This is a genomic window from Allokutzneria albata (assembly GCF_900103775.1).
Taxonomy (GTDB): Bacteria; Actinomycetota; Actinomycetes; order Mycobacteriales; family Pseudonocardiaceae; genus Allokutzneria; species Allokutzneria albata.
Map to the genome: position 1 here is coordinate 2,755,836 of NZ_LT629701.1, position 22,515 is coordinate 2,778,350.

General features: G+C 69.8%; 11 protein-coding genes (1 of these 11 cut by a window edge). 2 read left to right on the forward strand and 9 right to left on the reverse strand.

Translation table 11 applies throughout. From position 1 onward, the window contains the following. Together BLT28_RS12315 and BLT28_RS12320 are read left to right on the forward strand one after the other, a co-directional pair. On the forward strand, positions 1 to 13,513 hold the 3' portion of the coding sequence (locus BLT28_RS12315) for a non-ribosomal peptide synthase/polyketide synthase (protein ID WP_052407524.1). The gene continues 5,489 nt to the left of window position 1, outside the view; 13,513 of the gene's 19,002 nt are visible here — the last part of the coding sequence; its start codon lies beyond the left edge, outside the window; its stop codon occupies positions 13,511 to 13,513. After that, complete coding sequence (locus tag BLT28_RS12320; protein ID WP_043812285.1) at positions 13,510 to 14,721, forward strand: MFS transporter; 1,212 nt, start codon at positions 13,510 to 13,512, stop codon at positions 14,719 to 14,721. Before BLT28_RS12315 ends, BLT28_RS12320 begins: the two co-directional genes overlap by 4 nt. On the opposite strand, the gene mnhG is transcribed toward BLT28_RS12320, so the two are convergent. The 9 genes from mnhG to BLT28_RS12360 all read right to left on the reverse strand — a co-directional run bounded on the left by mnhG (position 14,666) and on the right by BLT28_RS12360 (position 22,476). Next, a complete protein-coding gene (mnhG, locus tag BLT28_RS12325) occupies positions 14,666 to 15,022 on the reverse strand; it encodes a monovalent cation/H(+) antiporter subunit G (protein ID WP_043812282.1) in 357 nt (118 codons plus the stop codon). The genes BLT28_RS12320 and mnhG overlap by 56 nt on opposite strands. Continuing rightward, positions 15,019 to 15,285 carry a monovalent cation/H+ antiporter complex subunit F gene (locus BLT28_RS12330; RefSeq protein ID WP_030430615.1) on the reverse strand — a complete coding sequence of 89 codons (267 nt, stop codon included), beginning with the start codon at positions 15,283 to 15,285 and terminating at the stop codon, positions 15,019 to 15,021. The genes mnhG and BLT28_RS12330 overlap by 4 nt, the downstream gene beginning before the upstream one ends. Beyond that, on the reverse strand, positions 15,282 to 15,764 hold the full coding sequence (locus BLT28_RS12335) for a Na+/H+ antiporter subunit E (protein WP_043812318.1): 483 nt from the start codon (positions 15,762 to 15,764) through the stop codon (positions 15,282 to 15,284). Before BLT28_RS12335 ends, BLT28_RS12330 begins: the two co-directional genes overlap by 4 nt. Beyond that, positions 15,761 to 17,290, reverse strand: coding sequence for a Na+/H+ antiporter subunit D (locus BLT28_RS12340; RefSeq protein WP_030430613.1), 1,530 nt, complete (start codon positions 17,288 to 17,290; stop codon positions 15,761 to 15,763). The genes BLT28_RS12335 and BLT28_RS12340 overlap by 4 nt, the downstream gene beginning before the upstream one ends. Continuing rightward, complete coding sequence (locus BLT28_RS12345; protein WP_030430612.1) at positions 17,287 to 17,676, reverse strand: Na(+)/H(+) antiporter subunit C; 390 nt, start codon at positions 17,674 to 17,676, stop codon at positions 17,287 to 17,289. Before BLT28_RS12345 ends, BLT28_RS12340 begins: the two co-directional genes overlap by 4 nt. Beyond that, positions 17,673 to 18,164: an MnhB domain-containing protein gene (locus BLT28_RS40055; protein ID WP_030430611.1), complete on the reverse strand. Its 492-nt coding sequence runs from the start codon at positions 18,162 to 18,164 to the stop codon at positions 17,673 to 17,675. Before BLT28_RS40055 ends, BLT28_RS12345 begins: the two co-directional genes overlap by 4 nt. Next, positions 18,161 to 20,434 carry a hydrogen gas-evolving membrane-bound hydrogenase subunit E gene (gene mbhE / locus BLT28_RS12350; protein WP_052407523.1) on the reverse strand — a complete coding sequence of 758 codons (2,274 nt, stop codon included), beginning with the start codon at positions 20,432 to 20,434 and terminating at the stop codon, positions 18,161 to 18,163. Before mbhE ends, BLT28_RS40055 begins: the two co-directional genes overlap by 4 nt. 203 nt (positions 20,435 to 20,637) lie before the next feature. After that, positions 20,638 to 21,426, reverse strand: a complete 789-nt coding sequence (locus tag BLT28_RS12355) for a S1 family peptidase (protein WP_231950768.1) — start codon at positions 21,424 to 21,426, stop codon at positions 20,638 to 20,640. A gap of 237 nt (positions 21,427 to 21,663) precedes the next feature. Next, positions 21,664 to 22,476, reverse strand: coding sequence for a helix-turn-helix transcriptional regulator (locus BLT28_RS12360; protein WP_030430608.1), 813 nt, complete (start codon positions 22,474 to 22,476; stop codon positions 21,664 to 21,666). Positions 22,477 to 22,515 lie beyond the last annotated feature (39 nt).

Below are 22,515 nucleotides of genomic sequence, written 5' to 3' on the forward strand. Positions count from 1 at the left end.
CGACTCCTCCGCGGGCGAGGGCGTCCGGGTGGCCAGCGTGTCCGCTTTGGACACCACGAACCTCCCGCTGACGTTGACCGCGCACCTCGTCGACCGGCTGAACTTCGACCTCGCCTACGACCCCCGGCTGTTCGACACCGAGACGGCTGAGCGGATCGCACACTGGCTGAGGCTGCTGCTGCGTGAGATCGCAGCCGACGCGGACCGTCCGCTGGCCCGGCTCAACTGGCTCTCCGCCGACGAGCACCGCCGCGTCGTGACGGACTGGAACGACACCGCGTGGGAGGCACCCACCGCCCTCTTCCCTGAGGTCTTCGAACGCCAGGCCGCGCAGACGCCGGACGCGGTCGCTGTGGTCTTCCGTGATTCGAAGCTGACGTACGCCGAGCTGAACGAGCGTGCGAACCGGTTGGCGCACAGGCTGATCGCATTGGGCGTGGGTCCGGAGAAGGTTGTCGGGCTCAAGCTGCCCCGCACGACGGACATGATCATCGGCATTCTGGGTGTGCTCAAGGCTGGAGCGGCGCACCTGCCGCTCGACCGCGAGCTACCCGCTTCGCGCATCGCTTTCCTGGTGGACGACGCCGCGCCCGTGCTGGTCCTCGACTCGCTGCCGGATGTCTCCGACCAGCCTTCCGGCAACCCCGGAGTGGCGATCAGCCCGGACAACGCCGCGTACGTCATCTACACCTCGGGTTCGACCGGCACGCCCAAGGGTGTCGTCGTCTCCCACCGCAACCTGGCCACGCTCTACCACGGGCACGTCCGCGATCTGATCACGCCGCTCGCGCGGTCGGAGCGCGTGAAGGCGGCGGTCACGGCGGTGTTCTCCTTCGACACGTCGTGGGAGGGCCCGATCTTCCTCGCCGCGGGCCAGGAGCTGCACATCATCGACGACGAGCTGCGTCTCGATCCTCCGGCGCTGGTCAGCTACGTCGCCGAGCACGGCATCGACTTCATGGACCTCACCCCGTCCTACGCACAGCAGCTGATCGCGGCAGGACTGTTGCACTCCGGGCTGCGCGCACTGATGCTCGGTGGCGAGGCGACCAATGCGCCGCTGTGGCGCGAGGTTCGGGAGTCGGATGTCGTCGGGTACAACTACTACGGTCCCACTGAGACCACTGTGGACGCCGTCTGCGCTCCGCTGGCTGCTCACGACTCGCCGGTCATCGGTGCGCCCATCCGGAACGTCCGCGCATACGTGCTCGACTCCGTGCTGCGCCCGGTTCCGCCAGGCGTACCAGGCGAGCTGTACCTCGCCGGGCCGCAGGTGGCGCGCGGCTACCTCGACCGCCCGGGCCTCACCGCGTCGCGCTTCGTCGCCAACCCCTTCGAGCCCGGTGCGCGCATGTACGCCACTGGCGACCGCGTTCGCTGGACTTCCACGGGGGCTCTCGAATACCTGGGCCGCACCGACAACCAGGTCAAGATCCGCGGCCACCGCATCGAGCTGGGCGAGATCGAGACCGCTCTGCTCACCCACCCCTCCGTCACCGAGGCCGTCGTCACGGTCCGCGACAACCGCCTCATCGCCTACGCGGTCTCCAGCGACACAACCGCGCTCCGTGATCACCTCGCGCGGTCACTCCCGGAGTACATGATCCCCAGTGCCTTCGTCGCACTGGAGAAGATGCCGCTCACGCCGAGCGGGAAGATCGACCGGCGCGCACTGCCCGATGTCGAAGTGCGGTCGGACACCGAATACGTCGAGCCTCGCAACGAGAGCGAGCGAGTCATCGCCGACGCGTGGGCCGAAGTGCTCGGCGTGCCGCGGGTCGGGGCCGAGGACAACTTCTTCTCCCTCGGTGGCGACTCCATCCTGAGCATTCGCGTGATCTCCAAGCTGCGCGAAGCCTTCGGCGTGCACCTGTCCCCGCGAGCGGTGTTCCGCAACCCCACCGTCGCGGAGCTGGCCGCCGCGCTGCCGAAGACCAAGGCCACCTCGATCCCCGTCGTCGATCGCGCCGAGGACGGCAGGGCGCCGCAGTCCTTCGCACAGCAACGGTTGTGGTTCCTCGACCAGTTCGAGCCGGACAGCACCGACTACGTCTCGCCGACCGCTCTCCGGCTGCGCGGGAAGCTCGACGTGGAGGCGCTCAACGACGCGCTGACGAAGCTCGTCGCGAGGCACGAGTCGCTGCGCACGGTCTTCGACGACGGCGTCCAGATCGTGCGGAAGCCCTTCAAGATCCAGGTCCCGGTGCAGGGCATCGCTGCCGGGGAACTCGAAGCGATCCTCACCGAGGAGAACAGCACTCCGTTCGACCTGCGCCGAGGTCCGCTGATCCGGACGCGGCTGCTGCGCCTCGCCGACGACGACCACGTGCTCCTCCTCGTGCTGCACCACATCATCACCGATGGTTGGTCGGGCGCGGTGCTCACCGACGAGCTGAGCAGCTTGTACGCGGGCGACGAGCTGCCGGAGCCGCCGATCCAGTACGTCGACTTCACGCAGTGGCAACGGGAGCAGCTGCTCGCGGCCGACCAGCTCGACTACTGGAAGACGCAGCTCACCGGCGTCGAACCCCTTGACCTGCCGACTGATCACCCGCGGCCCGCAGTGCGCGGGGCGGCAGGCGCGATGTACGAGTTCGTGGTGCCCGCCGAAGTGCTGACACGGCTCAAGCAGCTCGGAACGGCACAGGACGGCACGCTGTTCATGACCTTGCTCGCCGCGTGCAAGGTGTTGTTCGCCCGCTACTCCGGGCAGAACGACATCGCGGTGGGCACTGTCGCCTCCGGCCGGGAACGCGCCGAGCTGGAACGCGTCATCGGTCTCTTCATCAACACACTCGTCATCCGCTCCACTGTGGACCGTTCGACCACGTTCACCGATTTCCTCGGTGAAGTCCGCCGCACGGTGCTCGACTCCTTCGCGCGTCAGGACGTGCCCTTCGAACGCGTCGTCGACGCACTCCAGCTCAACCGCGACCCGAGTCGCAACCCGCTGTTCGACGTCATGGTGCTGCTGCAGAACACCGCCAGCGAGGTTCCCGACATCGCCGGACTCGACGTCTCTCCGGTTCAGCTGCCCGTCGTGACGTCCACATGCGACATCACCGTCGAGTTCCAGGAAGCCGGGGCTGTCCTGCTGGGCGCCATCGAGTACAGCACCGACCTGTTCGACGAGCCGACCATCGCTCGGTTCACCGAGCACCTCGTCGTGCTGCTGACCGCGATCGCCGCCGACCCCGGACGCACGCTCGCCGAGCTGCCACTGACGACCGAGGCGGAGCGCAGGCGCGTCGTGACGGCGTGGAACGACACGGCTCTCGACGTGCCGTCGTCGACGTTGCCCGCGATGTTCCAGGCTCAGGCCGCACGCACCCCGAGCGCCACAGCGCTGGTGTTCGAGGAGCACCGCTACAGCTTCGCGGAGCTGGACGCGCTCACCAACCGCCTGGCCCACCGGCTCATCGCGGAGGGCGCGGGCCCGGAGAAGATCGTCGCGCTGCGCCTGGCGCGCTCGGCGGACATGGTGATCGCGATCATCGCGGTGCAGAAGGCCGGCGCGGCGTACCTGCCGATCGATCCGAAGCTGCCTGCGGAACGCATCGAGTTCATGCTTGCCGACGCCCGGCCCGAACTGGTGCTGACGGCGCTGCCACCCTGCCCCGACGAGCCGGACACGCCACCGGTCGGGCCGCTTCCCGGGCACGCCGCCTACGTCATCTACACCTCGGGCTCGACCGGCAAGCCGAAGGGCGTGGTGGTCGCGCACGAGGGTCTGGTGAACCTGCTCGTCAGCCACCGCAACGACTTCGTCGCCGATGCGGGCGGGGACAGGCTGCGCGTCGCGCTGTCGGCGGTGTTCTCCTTCGACACCTCGCTCGAGGGGCTTGTGCTCCTCGCGGACGGCCACGAACTGCACGTCATCTCAGACGCCGTGCGCATGGAACCGCACCTGTTCGCCGAGTACGTCCAGCAGCACGAGATCGACTTCCTGGACCTCACCTCGTCGTACGCGCAGCAGCTGATCCCGGCAGGCTTGCTGTCGGGGCCGCACAGGCCGAAGGTCCTGTCGCTCGGCGGCGAGGCGGTCAGCGAACCGCTGTGGCGCGAGCTGTCCACTATGGACTCAACCTCCACGTACAACTACTACGGTCCCACAGAAGTCACCGTGGATGCCGTGTCCACTCGGCTGACCGGTGATCGTCCACTGATCGGACGGCCACTCCGCAACCTGCGCGCGTACGTGCTCGACAGTTCGCTGCGCCCGAGCCCGATCGGAGTCCCGGGCGAGCTGTACCTGTCCGGCGTCCAGCTGGCTCGCGGCTATCTCAACCGCCCGGGCCTCACCGCGTCGCGCTTCGTCGCCAACCCCTTCGAGCCCGGTGCGCGCATGTACGCCACCGGCGACCGCGTTCGCTGGACAGCTTCGGGGAACCTGGAGTACCTGGGCCGCACCGACAACCAGGTCAAGATCCGCGGCCACCGCATCGAGCTGGGCGAGATCGAGACCGCACTCCTCTCCCACCCCGACGTCACCGAAGCCGCGGTCGTCGTCCGCGACAACCGCCTCGTCGCCTACGTCGTCTCCGAGGCGAGCGACCTGCGTGATCATCTCGCGCGCTCCCTGCCGGAGTACATGATCCCCAGCACCTTCGTCGCGCTGGAGACGATGCCGCTCACGCCGAGCGGGAAGGTCGACCGGCGTGCGCTCCCCGAGGTGGAGGCGCAGTCCGATGCCGGCTTCGTCGAGCCCGCGGCCGGGATCGAGGCTCAGCTCGCGGCGATCTGGGCGGACGTGCTCGGGATCGAGCGGGTCGGCGCGCGGGACAACTTCTTCGCGCTCGGCGGCGACTCCATCCTGAGCATGCAGGTGGTGTCGCGGGCGCGGCAGGCGGGGTTGCGCGTCACCTCGAAGGACATCTTCCTCCGGCAGACCGTCGCCGAACTCGCGGTCGGGCTCACCCCGGACGTGGTGGTCGAACGCGTCGACGAGGTGATCACCGGGCCGGTCCCGCTGACGCCGATCCAGCGGTGGTTCTTCGCGACCCAGGATCCGGCCAAGCACTACACGATGTCCATGCACGTGGAGCTCGCCCCGGACGTCGACGAGGACGCGCTGCGGACCGCGTTGACGGCGGTGGTGCACCACCACGAAACACTTCGCAGCCGGTTCAACGGGCTGAGCCAGGACGTCGGCGAGGACTACGAGGTGCTGTCCGTCGGCGGTGAGGCGTACACCGCACAGTCCACTATGGACATCGAAGCCGGTCAGCTGGTGCGCGCGATCCTGTTCCGCGAACCGGCGCCGCGTCTGTTCATTGCGGCACACCACCTGGTGGTGGACGGCGTGTCATGGCGAATCCTGCTGGAGGACCTGGAGACGGCCTACGCGCAGGCCGTCGAGGGCAAGCCCGTCGATCTCGGCGTCAAGAGCACGAGCTTCCGCACCTGGGCCAAGCTCCTCACCGAGAGTGTCCACAGTGGATGCTTCGACGACGCGCTGTCCTACTGGTCGGCGCTCCCGGTGGCCGAGGCGATCCCGGTCGACCACAGCGGCGGTAACACGGTCGGCTCGGCGCGAAGCGTCTCGGTCGGCCTGAACAAGGATGAGACAGACGCGTTGCTGCACAAAGTTCCCGGCGTCTACCGGACGCAGGTGAACGACGTGCTGCTGAGCGCGCTCGGCCGGGCGGTCGCGGACTGGACGGGCTCGCGCACGGCGTGGATCACCTTGGAGGGCCACGGTCGCGAGGACCTGATCGACGGTGTGGATCTCTCGCGCACTGTCGGCTGGTTCACCAGCCAGTTCCCTGTGGCGCTGGACATGCCGTCCAAGGAATGGGGTTCGACGCTGAAGTCCGTCAAGGAGCAGCTGCGAGCCATTCCGCACCGCGGCGTCAGCTTCGAGGCGTTGCGCTACATCCGGGGCGGTCTCAACAAGCACGAGCTGCCGGAGATCTGCTTCAACTACCACGGCTCCTTCGGGGTAGGCGAGGAAGCAGACGGGCTTATTCGCGCTCATTGCACCGAGATCGGGCAGAACCAGCCCGACGACGCCGAGCGCGGGCACCTGCTCGACATCACCGGCGGGGTCGAGGACGGCGTGCTCAAGCTCGACTGGGAGTACTCCGCCGAGGTGCACGACGAAGCCACGGTGCGACGTCTCGCCGAGGCGATGGTGAGGGCGCTGCGGGAGATCATCGAGCACTGTGCCCAGCCCGGTGCAGGTGGCCGCACTCCGTCGGACTTCCCGCTCGCAAGGCTCACGCAGGAGCAGGTCGACGCCATCGGCGACGTCGAGGACATCTATCCGCTGACGCCGTTGCAGGCGGGGATGCTGTTCCACAGCCTGGTGGACACGGACACCACCGCCTACTTCAACCAGACCAGGATGCGGCTGTCCGGGGTGTCCGACCCGCGGTTGCTCGGCGAGGCTTGGCAGCGCGTCGTCGACCGCACCCCGATCTTGCGCACATCGGTGGTCTGGGAAGGCGTCGACGAGCCACTGCAGGTCGTGCATCCCGATGTGACGCTGCCGATCAGCTACGCGCCGGTCGACGTCGAGGCCGATCGCGCCGCCGGGATGGACATGACGGTCGCGCCGTTGATGCGGCTGACGATCGACCGCGTCTCCGATGACGAGGTCGATCTGCTGTGGACCTCCCACCACATCCTGTTGGACGGGTGGAGCACGTCGCAGGTCTTCGGCGAGGTCATCGAGGAGTACGTCGGCAAGCCCTCGCGGACGCCGCGCCGGCCGTTCTCCGACTACCTCCGCTGGCTCGGCGAACAGTCCACGGATGCGGCGACTGAGCACTGGCGTGGCGTGCTGGCGGGCTTCGAGACGCCGACCCCACTGCCGTTCGACCGTGCTCCGTTGGATGCGCACCGATCGGAGTCGTCGGCCTCGGTGCAGCTGTCCATCCCGGCCGGCAAGCTCAACGCGGTCGCGCGCTCCGGCGGGCTGACCGTGAACACGCTGGTGCAGGGCGCATGGGCGCTGTTGCTGGCGCGCTACAGCGGCGAGAAGGACGTGGTGTTCGGCACGACGGTGTCCGGACGGCCCGCCGAGCTTCCGGGTGCGGAGTCGATCGTCGGCATGTTCATCAACACCGTGCCGACCCGCGTTCGCGTTCGGGACAACGAGAACACGCTCGCGTGGCTGCGGGCGTTGCAGGTGGAGCAGAGCGATTCACGGCGGTTCGACTTCGTCTCTCTCGCCCAGCTCCAGGGCATGGCCGGTGGCATGCGGCTGTTCGACAGCATGGTGGCGTTCGAGAACTACCCGATGGGCGACGACGATCTGGACGGCGCTCCTCGTATCGGCGACGCGGAGGGTCTGGACACCACCAACTTCCCGCTCAGCGTCGCGGCCCACCTCGACGACGACAACCCGGTGCTCCGGGTCGAGCTGGCGTACGACCCGAAGCTCTTCGATCGGTCCACCATGGACGCTTTGGCGGCGAGGCTGGAGCTGCTGCTGACCGGGATCGCGGAGAATCCTGAACGCGCCCTCGGCGAGCTGCCGTGGGTGTCGGCCGAGGAGCACGCGCGCGTGCTGGTCGAGTGGAACTCCACCTCCCACGACGTCGCCCCCGCGACGTTCCCGGAGCTGTTCCGCGCCCAGGTCTCGCGGACGCCTTCCGCGACCGCGGTGCTCGGCGATTCCGCTCTGTCCTATTCGGACCTCAATGCGCGGGCGAACCGGTTGGCGCACAAGCTGATCTCGCTCGGTGCCGGACCGGAGAAGGTGATCGCGCTCGCCTTGCCGCGCTCGGTGGACATCATCGTCGCCCAGCTCGCCGTCATGAAGGCCGGCGCGGCCTACCTGCCCGTCGATCCCGCCTACCCGGCCGAGCGCATCGCGTTCATGCTGGAGGACTCCTGCCCCTTGGTGGTGCTGACCCGCCGGGACCTGGTCGGCGGCCTTCCGGACTCCGCGAACGTGCTCTTCGTCGACATGGTCGCCGAGGACTCCACCGACCCCGTCGTGGACGTGCGGCCGTCGAACGCGGCTTACGTGATCTACACGTCCGGTTCGACCGGCAGGCCGAAGGGGGTCGTGGTCTCGCACGCGGGCCTGGCGAGCTTCGCCTCCGCCGAGGTCGAGCACTTCGAGGTCGCGCCGGGCGACCGCGTGCTGGAGTTCTCGTCGCCGAGCTTCGACGCGTCGGTGCTGGAGCTGTGCATGTCGCTGACCGCGGGCGCTGCCCTCGTCGTGCCGCCGCCAGGCCCCCTCGTCGGGTCCCAGCTCGCCGACGTCGTGAACGATCTCGGCGTCACGCACGCGCTCATCCCGCCGGTGGCACTGGCCACTGTGGACACCGAGCTGGCGTCGTTGAAGACGTTGGTGGTCGGCGGTGACGCTTGCTCCGCGGAGCTTGTCTCGCGGTGGGCCCCGGGACGTCGCATGATCAACGCGTACGGGCCGACCGAGGCGACCGTGGTGTCGACGTGGAGTTCCCCGCTCGTACCCGGCTCCACGCCCGCGATCGGCGGCCCGATCCGCAACACCCGCGTGTACGTGCTGGACTCCGCGCTCCGGCCGGTGCCGCCCGGCGTCGCCGGTGAGCTGTACGTGGCCGGTGCCGGTCTCGCCCGCGGTTACCTCTCCCGGCCGGGCCTCACCGCTACGCGCTTCGTCGCCAACCCCTTCGAGCCGGGCGAGCGGATGTACCGCACCGGCGACGTCGTCCGCTGGTCTGCCTCCGGCGAGCTGCACTTCGTGGGCCGCGCCGACGACCAGGTCAAGATCCGCGGCTTCCGCATCGAACTCGGCGAGATCGAGGCAGCCCTCCTCACCCACCCCGCGGTCACCCAGGCCGCCGTCATCGCCGACGAATCCTCTGCGGGGGTGAAACGCCTCGTCGCCTACGTCATCCCCAACATCAACGACGCGATTGCTCCACCAAACACACCGAATGAGTCATTCAGGACGATCGCCGGAGAACTCCGACAGCACGTGAAGCGCGCGCTGCCGGAGTACATGGTGCCGTCGGCCATCGTGGTGCTCGACGAGATGCCGCGAACGGTGAACGGGAAGCTGGACCGGAGAGCACTGCCGGCGCCAGAGTGGGAAGCGACCGGCGGAGTGGCGCCGCGTACCGACGAAGAGCGCACGATGGCCGGGATCTGGGCCGAGGTGCTGGGCACGACGGTCGGGGTGCACGACAACTTCTTCACCCTCGGTGGCGACTCGATCCTGAGCATTCGCGTCACGTCACGCGTGCGCGCGGCCTTCGACGTGGAGATCTCGCCGCGTGAGCTGTTCAGCAACCCCACGGTCGCCGAACTGACCGCGGCGATCACGGGGCACAGCGCGGCGGAGGCGATCCCGGTCGTGCCCCGCGACGCGGATCTGCCGCTTTCCTTCGCGCAGCAGCGGTTGTGGTTCCTCAACGACTTCGACCCGGACAGCACTGAGTACTTGACGCCGCTCGCCGTGCGCCTGCGCGGTGATCTCGACGTCGCCGCGTTGAGCCGCGCGATGTCCAGGCTGGTCACCCGGCACGAGTCGCTGCGCACGACCTTCGAGGCCGTGGACGGACGTGGTGTCCAGCGAATCCACCCGCCTGAGCCCGTCCGGATCCCGGTGATCGACACCGACGACCTCGACGGGGCGCTGGCCGAGGAGAGCACCAGGCCGTTCGACCTCACCACCGGACCGCTCCTGCGGGCGGTGCTGTTCCGGACCGATCCGCGGGAGCACGTGCTCGCGCTGACCATGCACCACATCGTGACCGACGGCTGGTCCGGTGGCGTGATCATGGGTGATCTGGCCGAGCTGTACCGGTCCGAACTGCTGGGCGTGCGGGCCGAGCTGCCTGAGCTTCCCGTGCAGTACGCGGACTTCGCCGCTTGGCAGCGCGGCAGGACCGATGTGCTGGACAGCCAGCTCGGGTACTGGAAGCGGCAGCTGGAGGGTGTCGCGCCGCTGGAGCTGCCGACCGACCGCCCCCGCCCCGCCGTGCACACGACCAACGGTGGCAACGTGGAGTTCGTCGTGCCCGCGGCGGATCAGCTCCGGGACCTGGCGCGGCGGCAGGACGGCACGCTGTTCATGGTGCTCGTCGCCGCGTGCAAGGTGTTGTTCCATCGCTGGTCCGGCCAACGCGACGTCGCGGTGGGCACCGTCGCCTCCGGTCGCGAGCGCGCGGAGTTGGAGCGCTTGGTCGGGTTCTTCGTCAACACCCTCACGCTCCGATCCACTGTGGACTCGGAGCGGACGTTCACGGACTTCCTCGGCGACGTCAAGGGCACCGTGCTCGACGCTTTCGCCAACCAGGACGTGCCGTTCGAGCGCGTGGTCGACGCCGTGCAGCCCGACCGGGACACGAGCCGGACGCCGCTGTTCCAGGCGATGGTGGTGTTGCAGAACCTGCCGGGCCACGCCGAGGGCCTGCTCGGGCTGGAGGCCGAGGACGTCGAGCTGCCGGTGACGTCGGCGAGCTTCGACCTCACCGTGGAGTTCTCCGAGCCCGGCCTCAGCGGCGTGATCAACTACAACGCCGACCTGTTCGACCACGCGACGGTGCGGCGCATGGCCGACCAGCTCTCCGTTGTGCTGCAAGGCATCGCCACGAACCCGGATCGACCGCTGTCGCAGCTCCCGGTGCTCACCCAGGACGAGGGGCACCGCCTCCTCACCACCTGGAACGACACCGGGCGCGAGATCGCGCCTGCGACCTTCGCGGAGCTGGTGGAAGCACAGGTCGACAGGACGCCCGACGAACCCGCGCTGGTGTTCGACGGCGGCTGGATGAGCTTCTCCGACCTCAACGCGCGGGCGAACCGCCTCGCCAGGTACCTGATCGCTCAAGGTGCCGAGCCGGAGCGGCTCGTCGCGGTCGCGCTGCCGCGCTCGGTGGACATCATCGTCGCGGAGCTGGCCGTCGCGAAGACCGGTGCCGCGTTCCTGCCCGTCGACCCGGCTTACCCGGCCGAGCGGATCGAGTTCATGCTCGCCGACGCGAACCCCGTGTTCGTGATCAGCGAGATCCCGGACACGTCCACCTTGGATGAGTCCGATTTGGACATTCGTCCGCCCGTGGACGCCGCGGCCTACGTCATCTACACGTCAGGATCGACGGGGCGCCCCAAGGGCGTCGTGGTCTCGCACCGAGGGCTGGCCGGCTTCTCGGCCGCCGAGGCGGAGCACTTCGACGTGCGCGCGGGCGACCGGGTGCTGGAGTTCTCCTCCCCCAGCTTCGACGCTTCCGTGCTGGAGCTGTGCATGTCGTTGCCGGTGGGCGCCTCGCTGGTGGTGCCGCCGCCCGGCCCGCTCCTCGGTGACCAGCTCGCCGAGGTGATCAACACGCACGGCGTGACGCACGCGCTGATCCCACCGGTCGCACTGGCCACTGTGGACACCGAGCTGCCGTCGCTGAAGACGCTGGTCGTCGGTGGAGATGCCTGCTCGGCCGACCTGACCACCAAGTGGGCGCCGGGCCGCCACATGATCAACGCGTACGGGCCGACGGAGTCCACGGTGGTCACGACGTGGAGCGAGCCCCTGGTCCCCGGTGTGCTCCCGCCGATCGGCCGCCCCATCCCCAACACCCGGGTCTACGTGCTCGACGCCGCGCTCAACCCGGTCCCGATCGGCGTGCCCGGTGAGCTGTACGTCGCCGGAGACAGCCTGGCCCGGGGCTACCTCGACCGCCCCGGCCTGACCGCGGAACGGTTCGTGGCCAACCCCTTCGAGCCGGGTGCGCGCATGTACCGCACCGGCGACGTCGTGCGCTGGACGAACTCCGGCGAACTCCACTTCGTCGGCAGGGCGGACGAACAGGTCAAGATCCGCGGCTTCCGCATCGAACTCGGCGAGATCGAGACGGCGCTCCTCGCCCACCCGTCCGTCGAGCAGGCCACGGTGCTCGCCCTGACCGACCGCCTGGTCGCCTACGTGGTCGGGAGCAGCGCGGGGCTGCGGGAGCACCTGGCGGAACGGCTGCCGGAGTACATGGTGCCGAGCGCCTTCGTCGAGCTGGACGCGATCCCGATGAGCCCGAACGGAAAGGTGGACCGCAAGGCGCTGCCGGAGCCGGACTTCAGCACGGCGCAGGCGGAGTACGTGGCACCGAGCACTCCCGTCGAAGCGACACTGGCCGAGATCTGGGCAGACGTGCTCGGGCTGGACCGGGTCGGTGTTGAGGACAACTTCTTCAGCCTCGGTGGCGACTCGATCCTGAGCATCCAGGTGTCCGCGCGCGCGAGGCAGGCCGGTCTCCGCCTGGCCACCAAGGAGTTGTTCCTGCACCAGACGATCAGCGCGCTCGCCCCGCACGTCGAGCGGATCAAGGGCGAGGCGGACCGGGCGGCCGTGGTGGGCGATGTCCCGCTCACGCCGATCCAGCACTGGTTCTTCGACTCCGATCGCGTCAATCCGCACCACTTCAACCAGTCCCACCTGGTGGAGCTGGTCGGGCGGCCGGACCTCGACGCCCTCCGCAGTGCTCTCAACGCCCTGCTGGCGCACCACGACGCGCTGCGCATGCGCTTCGAGCAGCGCGACGGTCGATGGCACCAGTACAACGCCGAGGTCAGCGCGGTCGACGTGCTCGCAGTGTCCACAGAGGACGACGTGGAAGCGGTCGCCGACGAGGTGCACGCGAGCTTCGACCTCGGCACCGGACCGCTGCTCAAGGCCGTGCTGTTCGATCGCGAGAAGCCGCTGCTGTTCCTGGTGGCACACCACCTCGTGGTGGACGGCGTGTCGTGGCGAATCCTGCTCGACGACCTCGACAAGGCCTACCACCAGGCGCTTCGCGGCGAGCAGGTCGACCTGGGCGGGAAGACCACGTCCTTCCGCGACTGGTCGCGCAAGCTCACCGAGTTCGTCGCCGAGGGCGGGCTCGACCACGAGCGCGAGTACTGGGCCTCCGCCATGGACGCCGCCAACCTGCCGGTCACGGCGGGCAAGCCGGGCGCGGTCCCGGTGCTGCTCAGCGCGGAGGACACCGAGGCGCTGCTGCGCGGAGCCCCTACGGCCTACCGCACGCGGATCAACGACGTGCTGCTGGCAGCGCTCGCGTGGGCGTTGTCGCGGTGGACCGGCGAGAAGCGCGTTTCCGTTGCCCTCGAAGGGCACGGGCGCGAGGACGTGCTGGACGGGGTCGACCTGAGCAGCACGGTCGGCTGGTTCACGACGATGTACCCTGTCGCGCTGACCGTCCCCGAAGGCGGCTGGCGGGAGCTGGTGAAATCGGTGCGCAAGCAGCTGCGCAAGGTGCCGGGCAACGGGTTCGGCTACGGCGCGCTGCGCTACCTCGGCGGTATGCCGGAGAGCGGGACCGGACCGCGGATCTCGTTCAACTACCTGGGCCAGTTCGACTCCAAGGCCCAGGACGCCGAGCACAGCCTCTACCGGGCCGCGCTCCCCTCGATCGGCGCGGACCACGATCCCCGCGACGGCGGCGGGCACCTGGTCGACGTGGTGGGCGAGGTCTCCGACGGGGTGCTCGGTTTCTCCTGGTACTGCCACGACGTCGACTCCGTCGCGCGGGTGGCGGCCGATTTCGAGCGCGCGTTGCGCGAGATCGCCGAGGACTGCCGATGACCACCATGGTTCCGCTGCGCCGCAACAGGAACTACACGATCCTGTGGACCAGCCAGGCCCTGGCCGAGGTCGGCTTCAGCGCGACGTCGTTCGCCTTCCCGCTGCTGGCGCTGCTGATCACCGGCTCGCCCGTGGTGGCGGGCGCGATCGTCGCGGTGGAATCGCTCGGCCAGGTGCTGGTCGGCCTGCCCGCGGGCGCGCTGGTCGACCGCTGGGACCGCAAGAAGATCATGGTGTGCTGCGAGGCGGTGCAGGCGGTCTCGCTCGGCAGCCTGGTCGCGGCGCTGTTCGCCGACGTCGTGACGGTGCCGCACCTGGTGGTGGTCGCGGCGGTGATGGGCGTCTGCCGCGCGCTGTTCGAACCCGCCGAGGACGCGTGCCTGCCCAACCTGGTCGCGGAGAGCCAGCTGTCCACGGCGATCGGGCTCAACGCGGCGCGCAGCGCGCTCGGTGACTCCGGCGGCAAGGCGCTCGGCGGTGTCCTCTACGGACTGAACCGCGCCTTTCCCTTCCTCCTCGACATGATCACGCACGTGATCGGTTTCTTCGCACTGATGTTCCTGCGCGTTCCGCCGCGCGAACGCGTCAGGCCCGGGACACCGCACCTCGGCCGCGAGATCGTCGAGGGGCTGCGGTGGGTGTGGCAGCGCAAGGAGATCCGCGTGACCACGATCTGCGCGGCCGTGCTGAACATGTTCTTCGCGGGCTTCTACCTGGTCGTCCTGGTCCTGGCGCACGGACGCCGGATCCCCGAGGCGGAGCTGGGGTTCATGGCGGCGATGCTGGGCGTCGGCGGGATCGTGGGCTCGCTGTTCGCGCCCGCGCTGTGCGAGCGGCTGAGCCCCTACCTGTCCATCGTCGGCGTGTTCTGGGGCGTGACCCTGCTGGCCCCGTTGACGCTGCTGTTCGCCAACGGCTACCTGATCGGTGTCCTCTTCGGACTGATGGCCCTGCTCGCCCCGACCGCGAACACCACGATCAGCACGCACCAGATGCTGATCACGCCGGACGAGCTGCGCGGCAGGCTGGGCAGCGTGCTGACGCTCGTCGTCGGCGCCGCGTTCGGCATCGGCTCCCTCGCCGGCGGGCAGCTCGCCGCGGCGCTGCCCCCCACCGCGGCGGTGCTGACCTGCACCGGAGGGATCGCGGTGGTCACGCTCCTGGTGACGCTGAACCCGACTCTGCGCCGCTATCCCGCACGGACTTGAGGTCGTCGCACAGCAGAGTCGACTCGTCCACCGCGCCCGTGCGGTAGGCGGCGCGCCCGAGGAACTGCGAGAGCACCGGAGCGGTCAGCACCTGGAACAGCGCGACCAGCGCCAGCCCCACCGCGTACGACGGGGGCAGCTGCAACGCCGTGCCCACGAGGATCAGCAGCAGTCCCAGGGTCTGCGGCTTGGTCGCGGCCTGCAGGCGGCTCGGCACGTCCGGCAGCCGCAGCATGCCCACCGCGCCGAGCACGCAGAACAGGGCCCCGGCGAGCAGGAAGATCGCGGAGAGCACGTTCATCGGTGGTCCTTCCTGCCCTCGATGAGCCGGACCGCGCCGATCGAGCCGAGGAAGCCCAGCAGGGTGATCGCCAGCAGCAGCGCGATGTTCATCGGCCGCCCCGACTGCGCCATCTCCACCGCGACCCCGCACGCGATGAGCACCACCAGCACGTCCACGGCGAGGATGCGGTCCAGCGTCCTCGGCCCGCGCACCAGCCGGACCAGCGTCAGCGCGCCTGCCAGCACCAGCAGCCCGAAGGTGATCGTGAAGACAACGCTCATCCCGGCTCCCCGAATGCCTTGATCACCCGGCGTTGCAGGCCGAGCACGTCCGCCCGCGCGCGGTCCACCTCCGCGTCCGACCGCACCCCGAGCGCGTAGACGTAGAAGACCCGCTCGCGCCGATCCAGCTGGAGCACGAACTTGCCCGGCCCCAACGACAGCAGGTTCGCCGCGGTGGCGATCACGTAGTCCTCGTCCGACAGAACGGGCACCGCGACCACCGCCGCGCGGACCTTCCGCCCGTACCGCAGCGCGTCCCACGCGACCCTGAGCCCGGAGGACACCAGGTCCGCGACCAGGTACGCCCCGAGCCCGACCAGGCGGTGCGGGCGCCGCAGCAGCCGCGACCGCACCGGGGGCAGCGGGTAGAGCAGGAGCACGCCCGCCGCCACCACCGCGCCGAGCAGCACCAACCCGATGTCGGCGGAGCCCCACAGCATCAGCCACACCAGGACCAGCCACGCGAACGTCGAGATCATCGGGCGGCCCCCAGCACGGCCTCGCGGTAGGACTTCCCGTCGATCAGGTCGTTCGCGGCGCGCCCGCTGACCCCGGCCAGCGGTCCCGCGAACACGGCGATCGCCACCCCGGCGGCGACGAGCGCCGCGGTCGCGGTGACCATGCCGCGCGAGGTGTTCCCGGTGCCCACGGTGACCTCGTCGGTGGGATCGGGATCCTCGTACGGCGGCTGGGTCTTGCCCCAGAACGCGCCGACCCAGATCTTGGTCACCGCGTACAGGCTGAGCAGGCTGGTCAGCACCGCGCCGCCGGTCACCAGGTACGCGGTGAAGGTCGCCGACTCCGCACCCGCCCGCAGCAACGCGATCTTGGCGACGAATCCGGAGAACGGCGGCACCCCGGCCAGGCTCAGCGCCGGGATCGCGAAGAGCACCGCCACCAGCGGGTAGGCCGTGGCCACACCCGACATCGCGCGCAGCGACACGGTTCCGGTGTGCCGGGTGATCAGACCACCGACCAGGAACAGCGACGCCTGCACGGTGATGTGGTGCACCACGTAGAGGATCACGCCGGTCAGCCCGATCCCGGTGTAGAGCGCGAGCCCGAACAGCATGTAGCCGATGTGGCTGACCAGCAGGAAGGACATCATCCGGTTGATGTCGTTCTGCGCGAGCGCGCCCAGTGCCCCGACGATCATCGTCACCAGGGCGATCACCAGCAGCAGCGTCCAGATCGCCTCGCTGGTGAAGATCAGCGTCTGGGTCCGGATCAGCGCGTACACGCCGACCTTGGTCAGCAGTCCGGCGAACACCGCGGTGACCGGCGCGGGCGCGGTGGGATAGCTGTCCGGCAGCCAGAAGTGCAGTGGCACCAACGCCGCCTTGATGCCGAAGACCACCACGGTGAACAGCCCGAGGCTGGTCCGGATGCCCGGCGGCAGCGCGGCCACCTTGTCCGCCAGGTCGGCCAGGTTCACCGTGCCCGTCGCCGCGTAGACCAGCGCGATCATCGTGATGAACAGCAGCGAGGAGGTCAGGCTGACGATCACGTAGGTCATGCCCGCGCGGACCCGCTGTGCCGTGGTGCGCCTGGTGATCAGCACGTAGGAGGCGGACAGCATGATCTCGAAGCCGACGAACAGCGTGAACAGGTCGCCGGTGACGTAGCAGAGCGCCACCCCGGAGCACAGCACGAGGTACATGGGGTGGAAGGTGTTCGACGCGGTGTCCCTGCCGTAGTCGGTGATCCGCTGGCCGATCGAGAAGACCAGCACGGCCAGCGTCACCACGGCGGAGACCAGCAGCAGCAACGCGGAGAGCCGGTCGGCGATCAGGGTGATCCCGATCGGCGGGCTGTAGCCGCCCATCCGCAGCACCACCGGTCCCGCGCGGTCGACGTGCGCCAGCAGCACCGCCGCGTCGACCACGATCGCCGACAGCACGATCACGCCGAGCACCCGCTGCACGCGGGGAAAGGTGTTGAACGCCAACGACAACGCGGCCGCGAGCAGGGGAAGCAGGACGGGCAGCGCGACCAGGATGCTCACGGGGCCGCCTCCTGCACGAGGTCGTTGCGCTCGGCCGTGGTGCCGACGCGGCGGTCCTCGACGTCGTCCTGCACCTCGTCGTGCCCGAGCAGCACGAACGACCGGAAGGCCAGCGCCAGCAGGAAGGTGGTCAGCGCGAAGGTGATCACGATCGCCGTCAAGGCCATGGCCTGGGGCAGCGGGTCCACCATGGCCTGCGGCTCGGCCAGCCCGGCGAACGGCGGCACCCCGGGCGGTCCGCCCGCGACCTGGAGGAACAGGTTGGCGCCGTGGCCGAGGACGACGATGCCCAGGATCACCCGCATCAGCGAGCGCTGCATCAGCAGGTAGAACCCGACGGAGTAGAGCCCGGCCAGCAGGACCGCCATGGTGGTGTTGACCGTCACCGGTCCTCCTCCAGGCTCACGCCGAGCGTGCCGAGCAGGTCGACCACCACGCCCACGATCAGCAGGTAGACGCCCACGTCCAGGAACAGGCTGGTGACGATCTTGACCGGCCCGAGCGGCCACACGGCCGTGGTGAGCACCGGGAGGCCGAACAGGGCGGGCACCAGCGCGGTGATCACGGCGATGCTCAGGCCGGTGCCGATCACCACCGGCGGGCGCACCCTGACCACCGCGGACAGCTCGACCTTGCCGCCCGCGAGGTAGCGCAGGACGAACGCCAGCCCGGCGACCAGTCCGCCGGTGAACCCGCCGCCGCTGTTGTTGTGCCCGGCGAAGAGCAGGTACACCGACAGCACGAGCACCGTCGGGAACACGATCCGCGCGCACACCTCCAGCAGCAGCGACCTCGGCCAGCCGTTGCAGTCCCGCTCGGTGAGCAGCCACCGCTCGCGCGGTGCGTCCCACTCCCACCACGGTTCCCGGCTCATCGGTCCGCCTTCCGCCGCGCGCGGTGCGAGGCCAGGATCAGGCTGGCCGCGCCGGTCGCCGCGACCGCGAGCACCGCGATCTCGCCCACGGTGTCGAACGCGCGGAAGTCGACGATGATCGCGTTCACCACGTTGCTCGCCCCCGCGTCCTCCTTGGCCCGCTGGATGTACTCCACGCTGGCCTCCGGAAGGCCGTCGCGGTTGGCCGAGAACAACACCGCCAGTACCGCGACGAAGGTCCCCGCCACGCACGCCACGACCGCCTTCACCCACCCGCCTTCGCTCAGCGGGCGGCGCTCCTCGCTGAAGCGCGTCGGCGTCCGGCGCAGCACGAAGACGAACACCACCAGGGTCAGCGACTCCACCAGGAACTGGGCCAGCGCCAGGTCCGGCGCGCCGTCCACGAGGAACAGGGCGCCGATGCCGTAGCCGATCACGCCGGTCACCAGCACCGCGGTCAGCCTGCGCCGCGCCAGCACCGCGAGCCCGGCGGCGACGAGCACCGCCACCGCGAGCGGCACCTGCAACCACGAGTCGAACCAGTGCGTGCGGGGCAGCGGCGCCAGGCCCGCGAGCAGTCCCGCCCCGGGCACCACGACCGCGACCACGAGGATCACGCCCAGGTAGACCGGGACCGAACCGACCTGCAACCGGCCGGTCACCCCGCGCGCCACGCCGTCCAGGGCCATCACCACGCGGTCGTAGCCGGTCTGCGCGTGCACCGCCTCGGGAAGCCAACCGGAGCGCCCGGTGGCGAAGCGGTGGATGAGGTACCCGCTGCCGAGCACTACGGCCGACAGCAGCAGCGGAAGCGAGAACCCGTGCCACAGAGCCAGTTCGTAGCTCTCCGCGGACGGGTACGCCGACGCGTAGCCCGCGATCACCGGCTCGACGACGCCCGGGGCGAAGGCGAACACCAGCCCGGCCAGCGCGGGGATCACCACCGGTCCGGCCAGCACCGCCCCCGGTCGTTCACTGTCCACAAGGGACACTCCGGGCTTGGTGCCGAACGCGCCGACGAGGAACCGGAGGCTGTAGGCGACCGTCAGCGCCGACCCGATCACCAGGACGGCGAGCACGAACGGCTGTCCCCGCAGCGCCTCGAACGCGGCCTCCTTGCCGACGAAGCCCAGCAGCGGCGGCACCCCGGCCATGGACGCGGCCGCGAGCACGACGGCGCCGGTGAACACCGGCCACCGCGCGGCCAGCCCGGACAGCTCCCGGATGTCCCTGGTCCCGGTGCGCTTGTCGATCACGCCTACGGCCAGGAACAGCGCGGACTTGAACAACCCGTGCGCCAGCACCATCGTGGCGCCCGCGACGGCCGCGACGTGCTCGCCGACGCCCAGCAGCACGATCAGGAAACCCAGCTGGCTGACCGTGCCGAAGGCCAGCAGCTTCTTCAGGTCGTGCTCCCGCAGCGCCCGGACGCCGCCGAGCACCATCGTCCACGAACCCAGCACCACCAAGGGAATCCACCACGCGGGCAGCTCCGCGAAGCCGGGTGCGAACCTGGCGACCAGGTACACGCCCGCCTTGACCATCGCGGCGGCGTGCAGGTAGGCGCTGACCGGGGTCGGCGCGACCATCGCCGCGGGCAGCCACGGGTGGAACGGCACCTGGGCGGACTTCGTCAGCGCGCCGACCAGGATCAGGACGACCGCGACCTCCACCACCGCCCCGGAGGGCGGGTAGGCGACGATCGCCGAGATCCGGAACGTGCCCGCCGCGGTGCCGAGCAGGATCAGCCCGAGCAGCATCGCCAGCCCGCCGAACCCGGTGACCAGCAGCGCCTGCGTCGCCGAGCGGCGCGCGGCCTTGGTCAGCCCGAGCCCGCCGACGAGCAGGAAGGAGCAGACGGTGGTGAACTCCCAGAAGACGTAGAGGGAGAACACGTCATCGGCGGTGACCAGCCCGAACATCGATCCGGCGAAGACCGTCAGCAGGGCCGAGTTGCGCCCTGTCCCCTCGGGCGGCGTGGAGGCGGCGTAGTAGAGGAACACCAGCGCGCCGACCCCGGACACCAGGATGATCATCAGCAGCGAGAGCGGGTCCAGCCGCAGCGTCAGATCGAGCCCGATCGAGGGTGCCCAGGACAGGGTCTCCGTCGGCGGCGCTCCATTGAGGACGGTCGGCGCCCAGGACAGCGCCGTGCCGAGTGCGGCAACGGGCGGCAGGGCGGCCAGGACGAACGCGATCCGGCCCCACCGCGCGGCGACGGCCGGGAGCAGTGCGGCGACGAGGAAGTGCGCGAGGATCAGGATCAGCATCCGGGCACCGCCCGGCGCCGCCCGTCCAGCCAGGTGCCCTCTTCCACCATCACCGCCCGCCGCTCGAACCTCCCCGAACCACGCCCCACCTTACGTCGCCGGTCGCACATCCGCCCACTTCAGAGTGGGAACCGTTGGGGCACAAAGGGTTTCGAACAGCGAAAGGCGGGCGACCGCGCTGGGGCCGCCCGCCTCGCCCGCCGTTACAGCTGCTGCTTGATCAGGTCCACATAGGAGGAGACGCGCGCGTACACGCCCGGCTTGCCCGCGAGGGCGCAGCCCTCACCCCACGAGACGACGCCGATGAGCTTGCCGCTCGCGACGAGCGGACCGCCCGAGTCGGCCTGGCAGCTGTCCTTGCCACCGTCGGGGTAGCCGGCGCAGACCATCGCGGCCTTGCGGTAGTCGGCCCCGTAGGCGGTCGTGCAGGTCTGGTCCGAGGTGACCGGGACGTCGACCTGGTTCAGCGTGTCGGAGTAGGTCCCGCTGCCGGTGGTGTCGCCCCAGCCCAGGGTCTTGGCCATGGTGCCCGCGGCGTACAGGCCCGCGTCAGCGGAGGTGGCCAGCGGCAGCGTCTGGTACGGCAGGTTCTGGTCCAGCGTCATCACCGCGACGTCGTCGCCCTGGGTGACGCTGCGGTAGTTCGGGTGCTGCCAGACCTTGGTGACCTTGGCCAGCACGCCCTCGTTCGTGCGCAGGTCGGTGCGCCCGGCGGCGATCCGCCAGGTGCTCGGCGCCTTGCCTGCGGTGCAGTGCGCGGCGGTGACGACCTTGTTCGGCGCGACCAGCGTGCCGCCGCACCACTGGGTGCCGTTGTAGATCAGCGCGACCGTCCACGGGTACTGCTGCGTGGTGGCCGGGCTGCCGCCGACGATCATCGGCGAGACGTCCCCGGACGGCTTGGCCGGTGCGGCGGTTGCGGTCGCCGTCGCGGCGATGCCCAGCGCGGCGGCGACGCCGACGATCTTGACCAGGTGGCGCAGGGTGCTCACTGGTCACTCCTTTCCTCGTGCCCTCGAACGAGGTCCGGCCACGGGCGGGCCGGTGAGGAAAGGCAACTCCAGAACGGGTTCTCCGGACAACCGACGCCGGGAGGGCGGCCGATCGGAGCAGGAGCCGGCCCCGAACGTCGCAGCGCACCAGGGGTTTTACCGCTGTCAAGGCACCGGGCGGAATCCGGGCGGACTGTTGATTCCACAGTGGACGGCCGGAGAAACTCCTTGCTGGACCTATGAAACCAGATGGTGTACGAGCGCCGCGAGAGCAGACGCGGAACTCGACCCGGTTGCGGCGGTGTAAACCACGACGCGCTGCCCCTCGTCGTCCGGCAGCAGCATCAGCTCGTCGGTCAACGTCAAGCGCCCCACCACCGGGTGGTCGTACTCACGCGTGTTCGACGCGCAGTTGCGCACCGGGTACTCCGACCACAACGTGACGAAGTCCTTGCTGAGCGCGCTCAACTCGTCGATGAGGTCGGTGATGCCGCGGTCACCCGGATAGGCACCGGCGACCATTCGCAGGTGCGCCACGGCATCCCGCTTCTTCCGCTCGTGGTCGACGTAGAGGCGGCGCGTGTGCTGGTCGAGAAAAACCAACCGCGCCAGGTTCACGTCCTGCGGTGCCGCGAAGTCGAGGTGCGGAGCGAGCAGCGCGTGCGCGAGCCGGTTCCACACGAGCACATCGGTTCGCCGCCCCATCACCAACGCGGGCACGTCCGTCATGGACTCGATCATCACGCGGACGCTCGGCCGCAACCGCTCCGGCTCGGCCGCCCCGTTCCCCCTCGCGAGCCGGTAGAGGTGCGCGCGCTCGTCGGCGTTCAGCCGCAGCACCCTCGCCACCGCGTCGAGCACCGAGTCCGACGCGTTGTGATTGCGCCCCTGTTCGAGCCGCGTGTAGTACGGCACGCTGATCCCGGCCAGCCTCGCCAGTTCCTCCCGCCGCAGCCCCGGCACCCGCCGTCTGCCGCCGTAGTCGCGCACCCCCGCGTCCCCCGGGCTGATCCGTGCGCGCCGCGCCCGCAGGAACTCCCCCAGCTCCATATCCTGACCCTCCCAGTGTCCTGGTTAACCCGCGCGCCT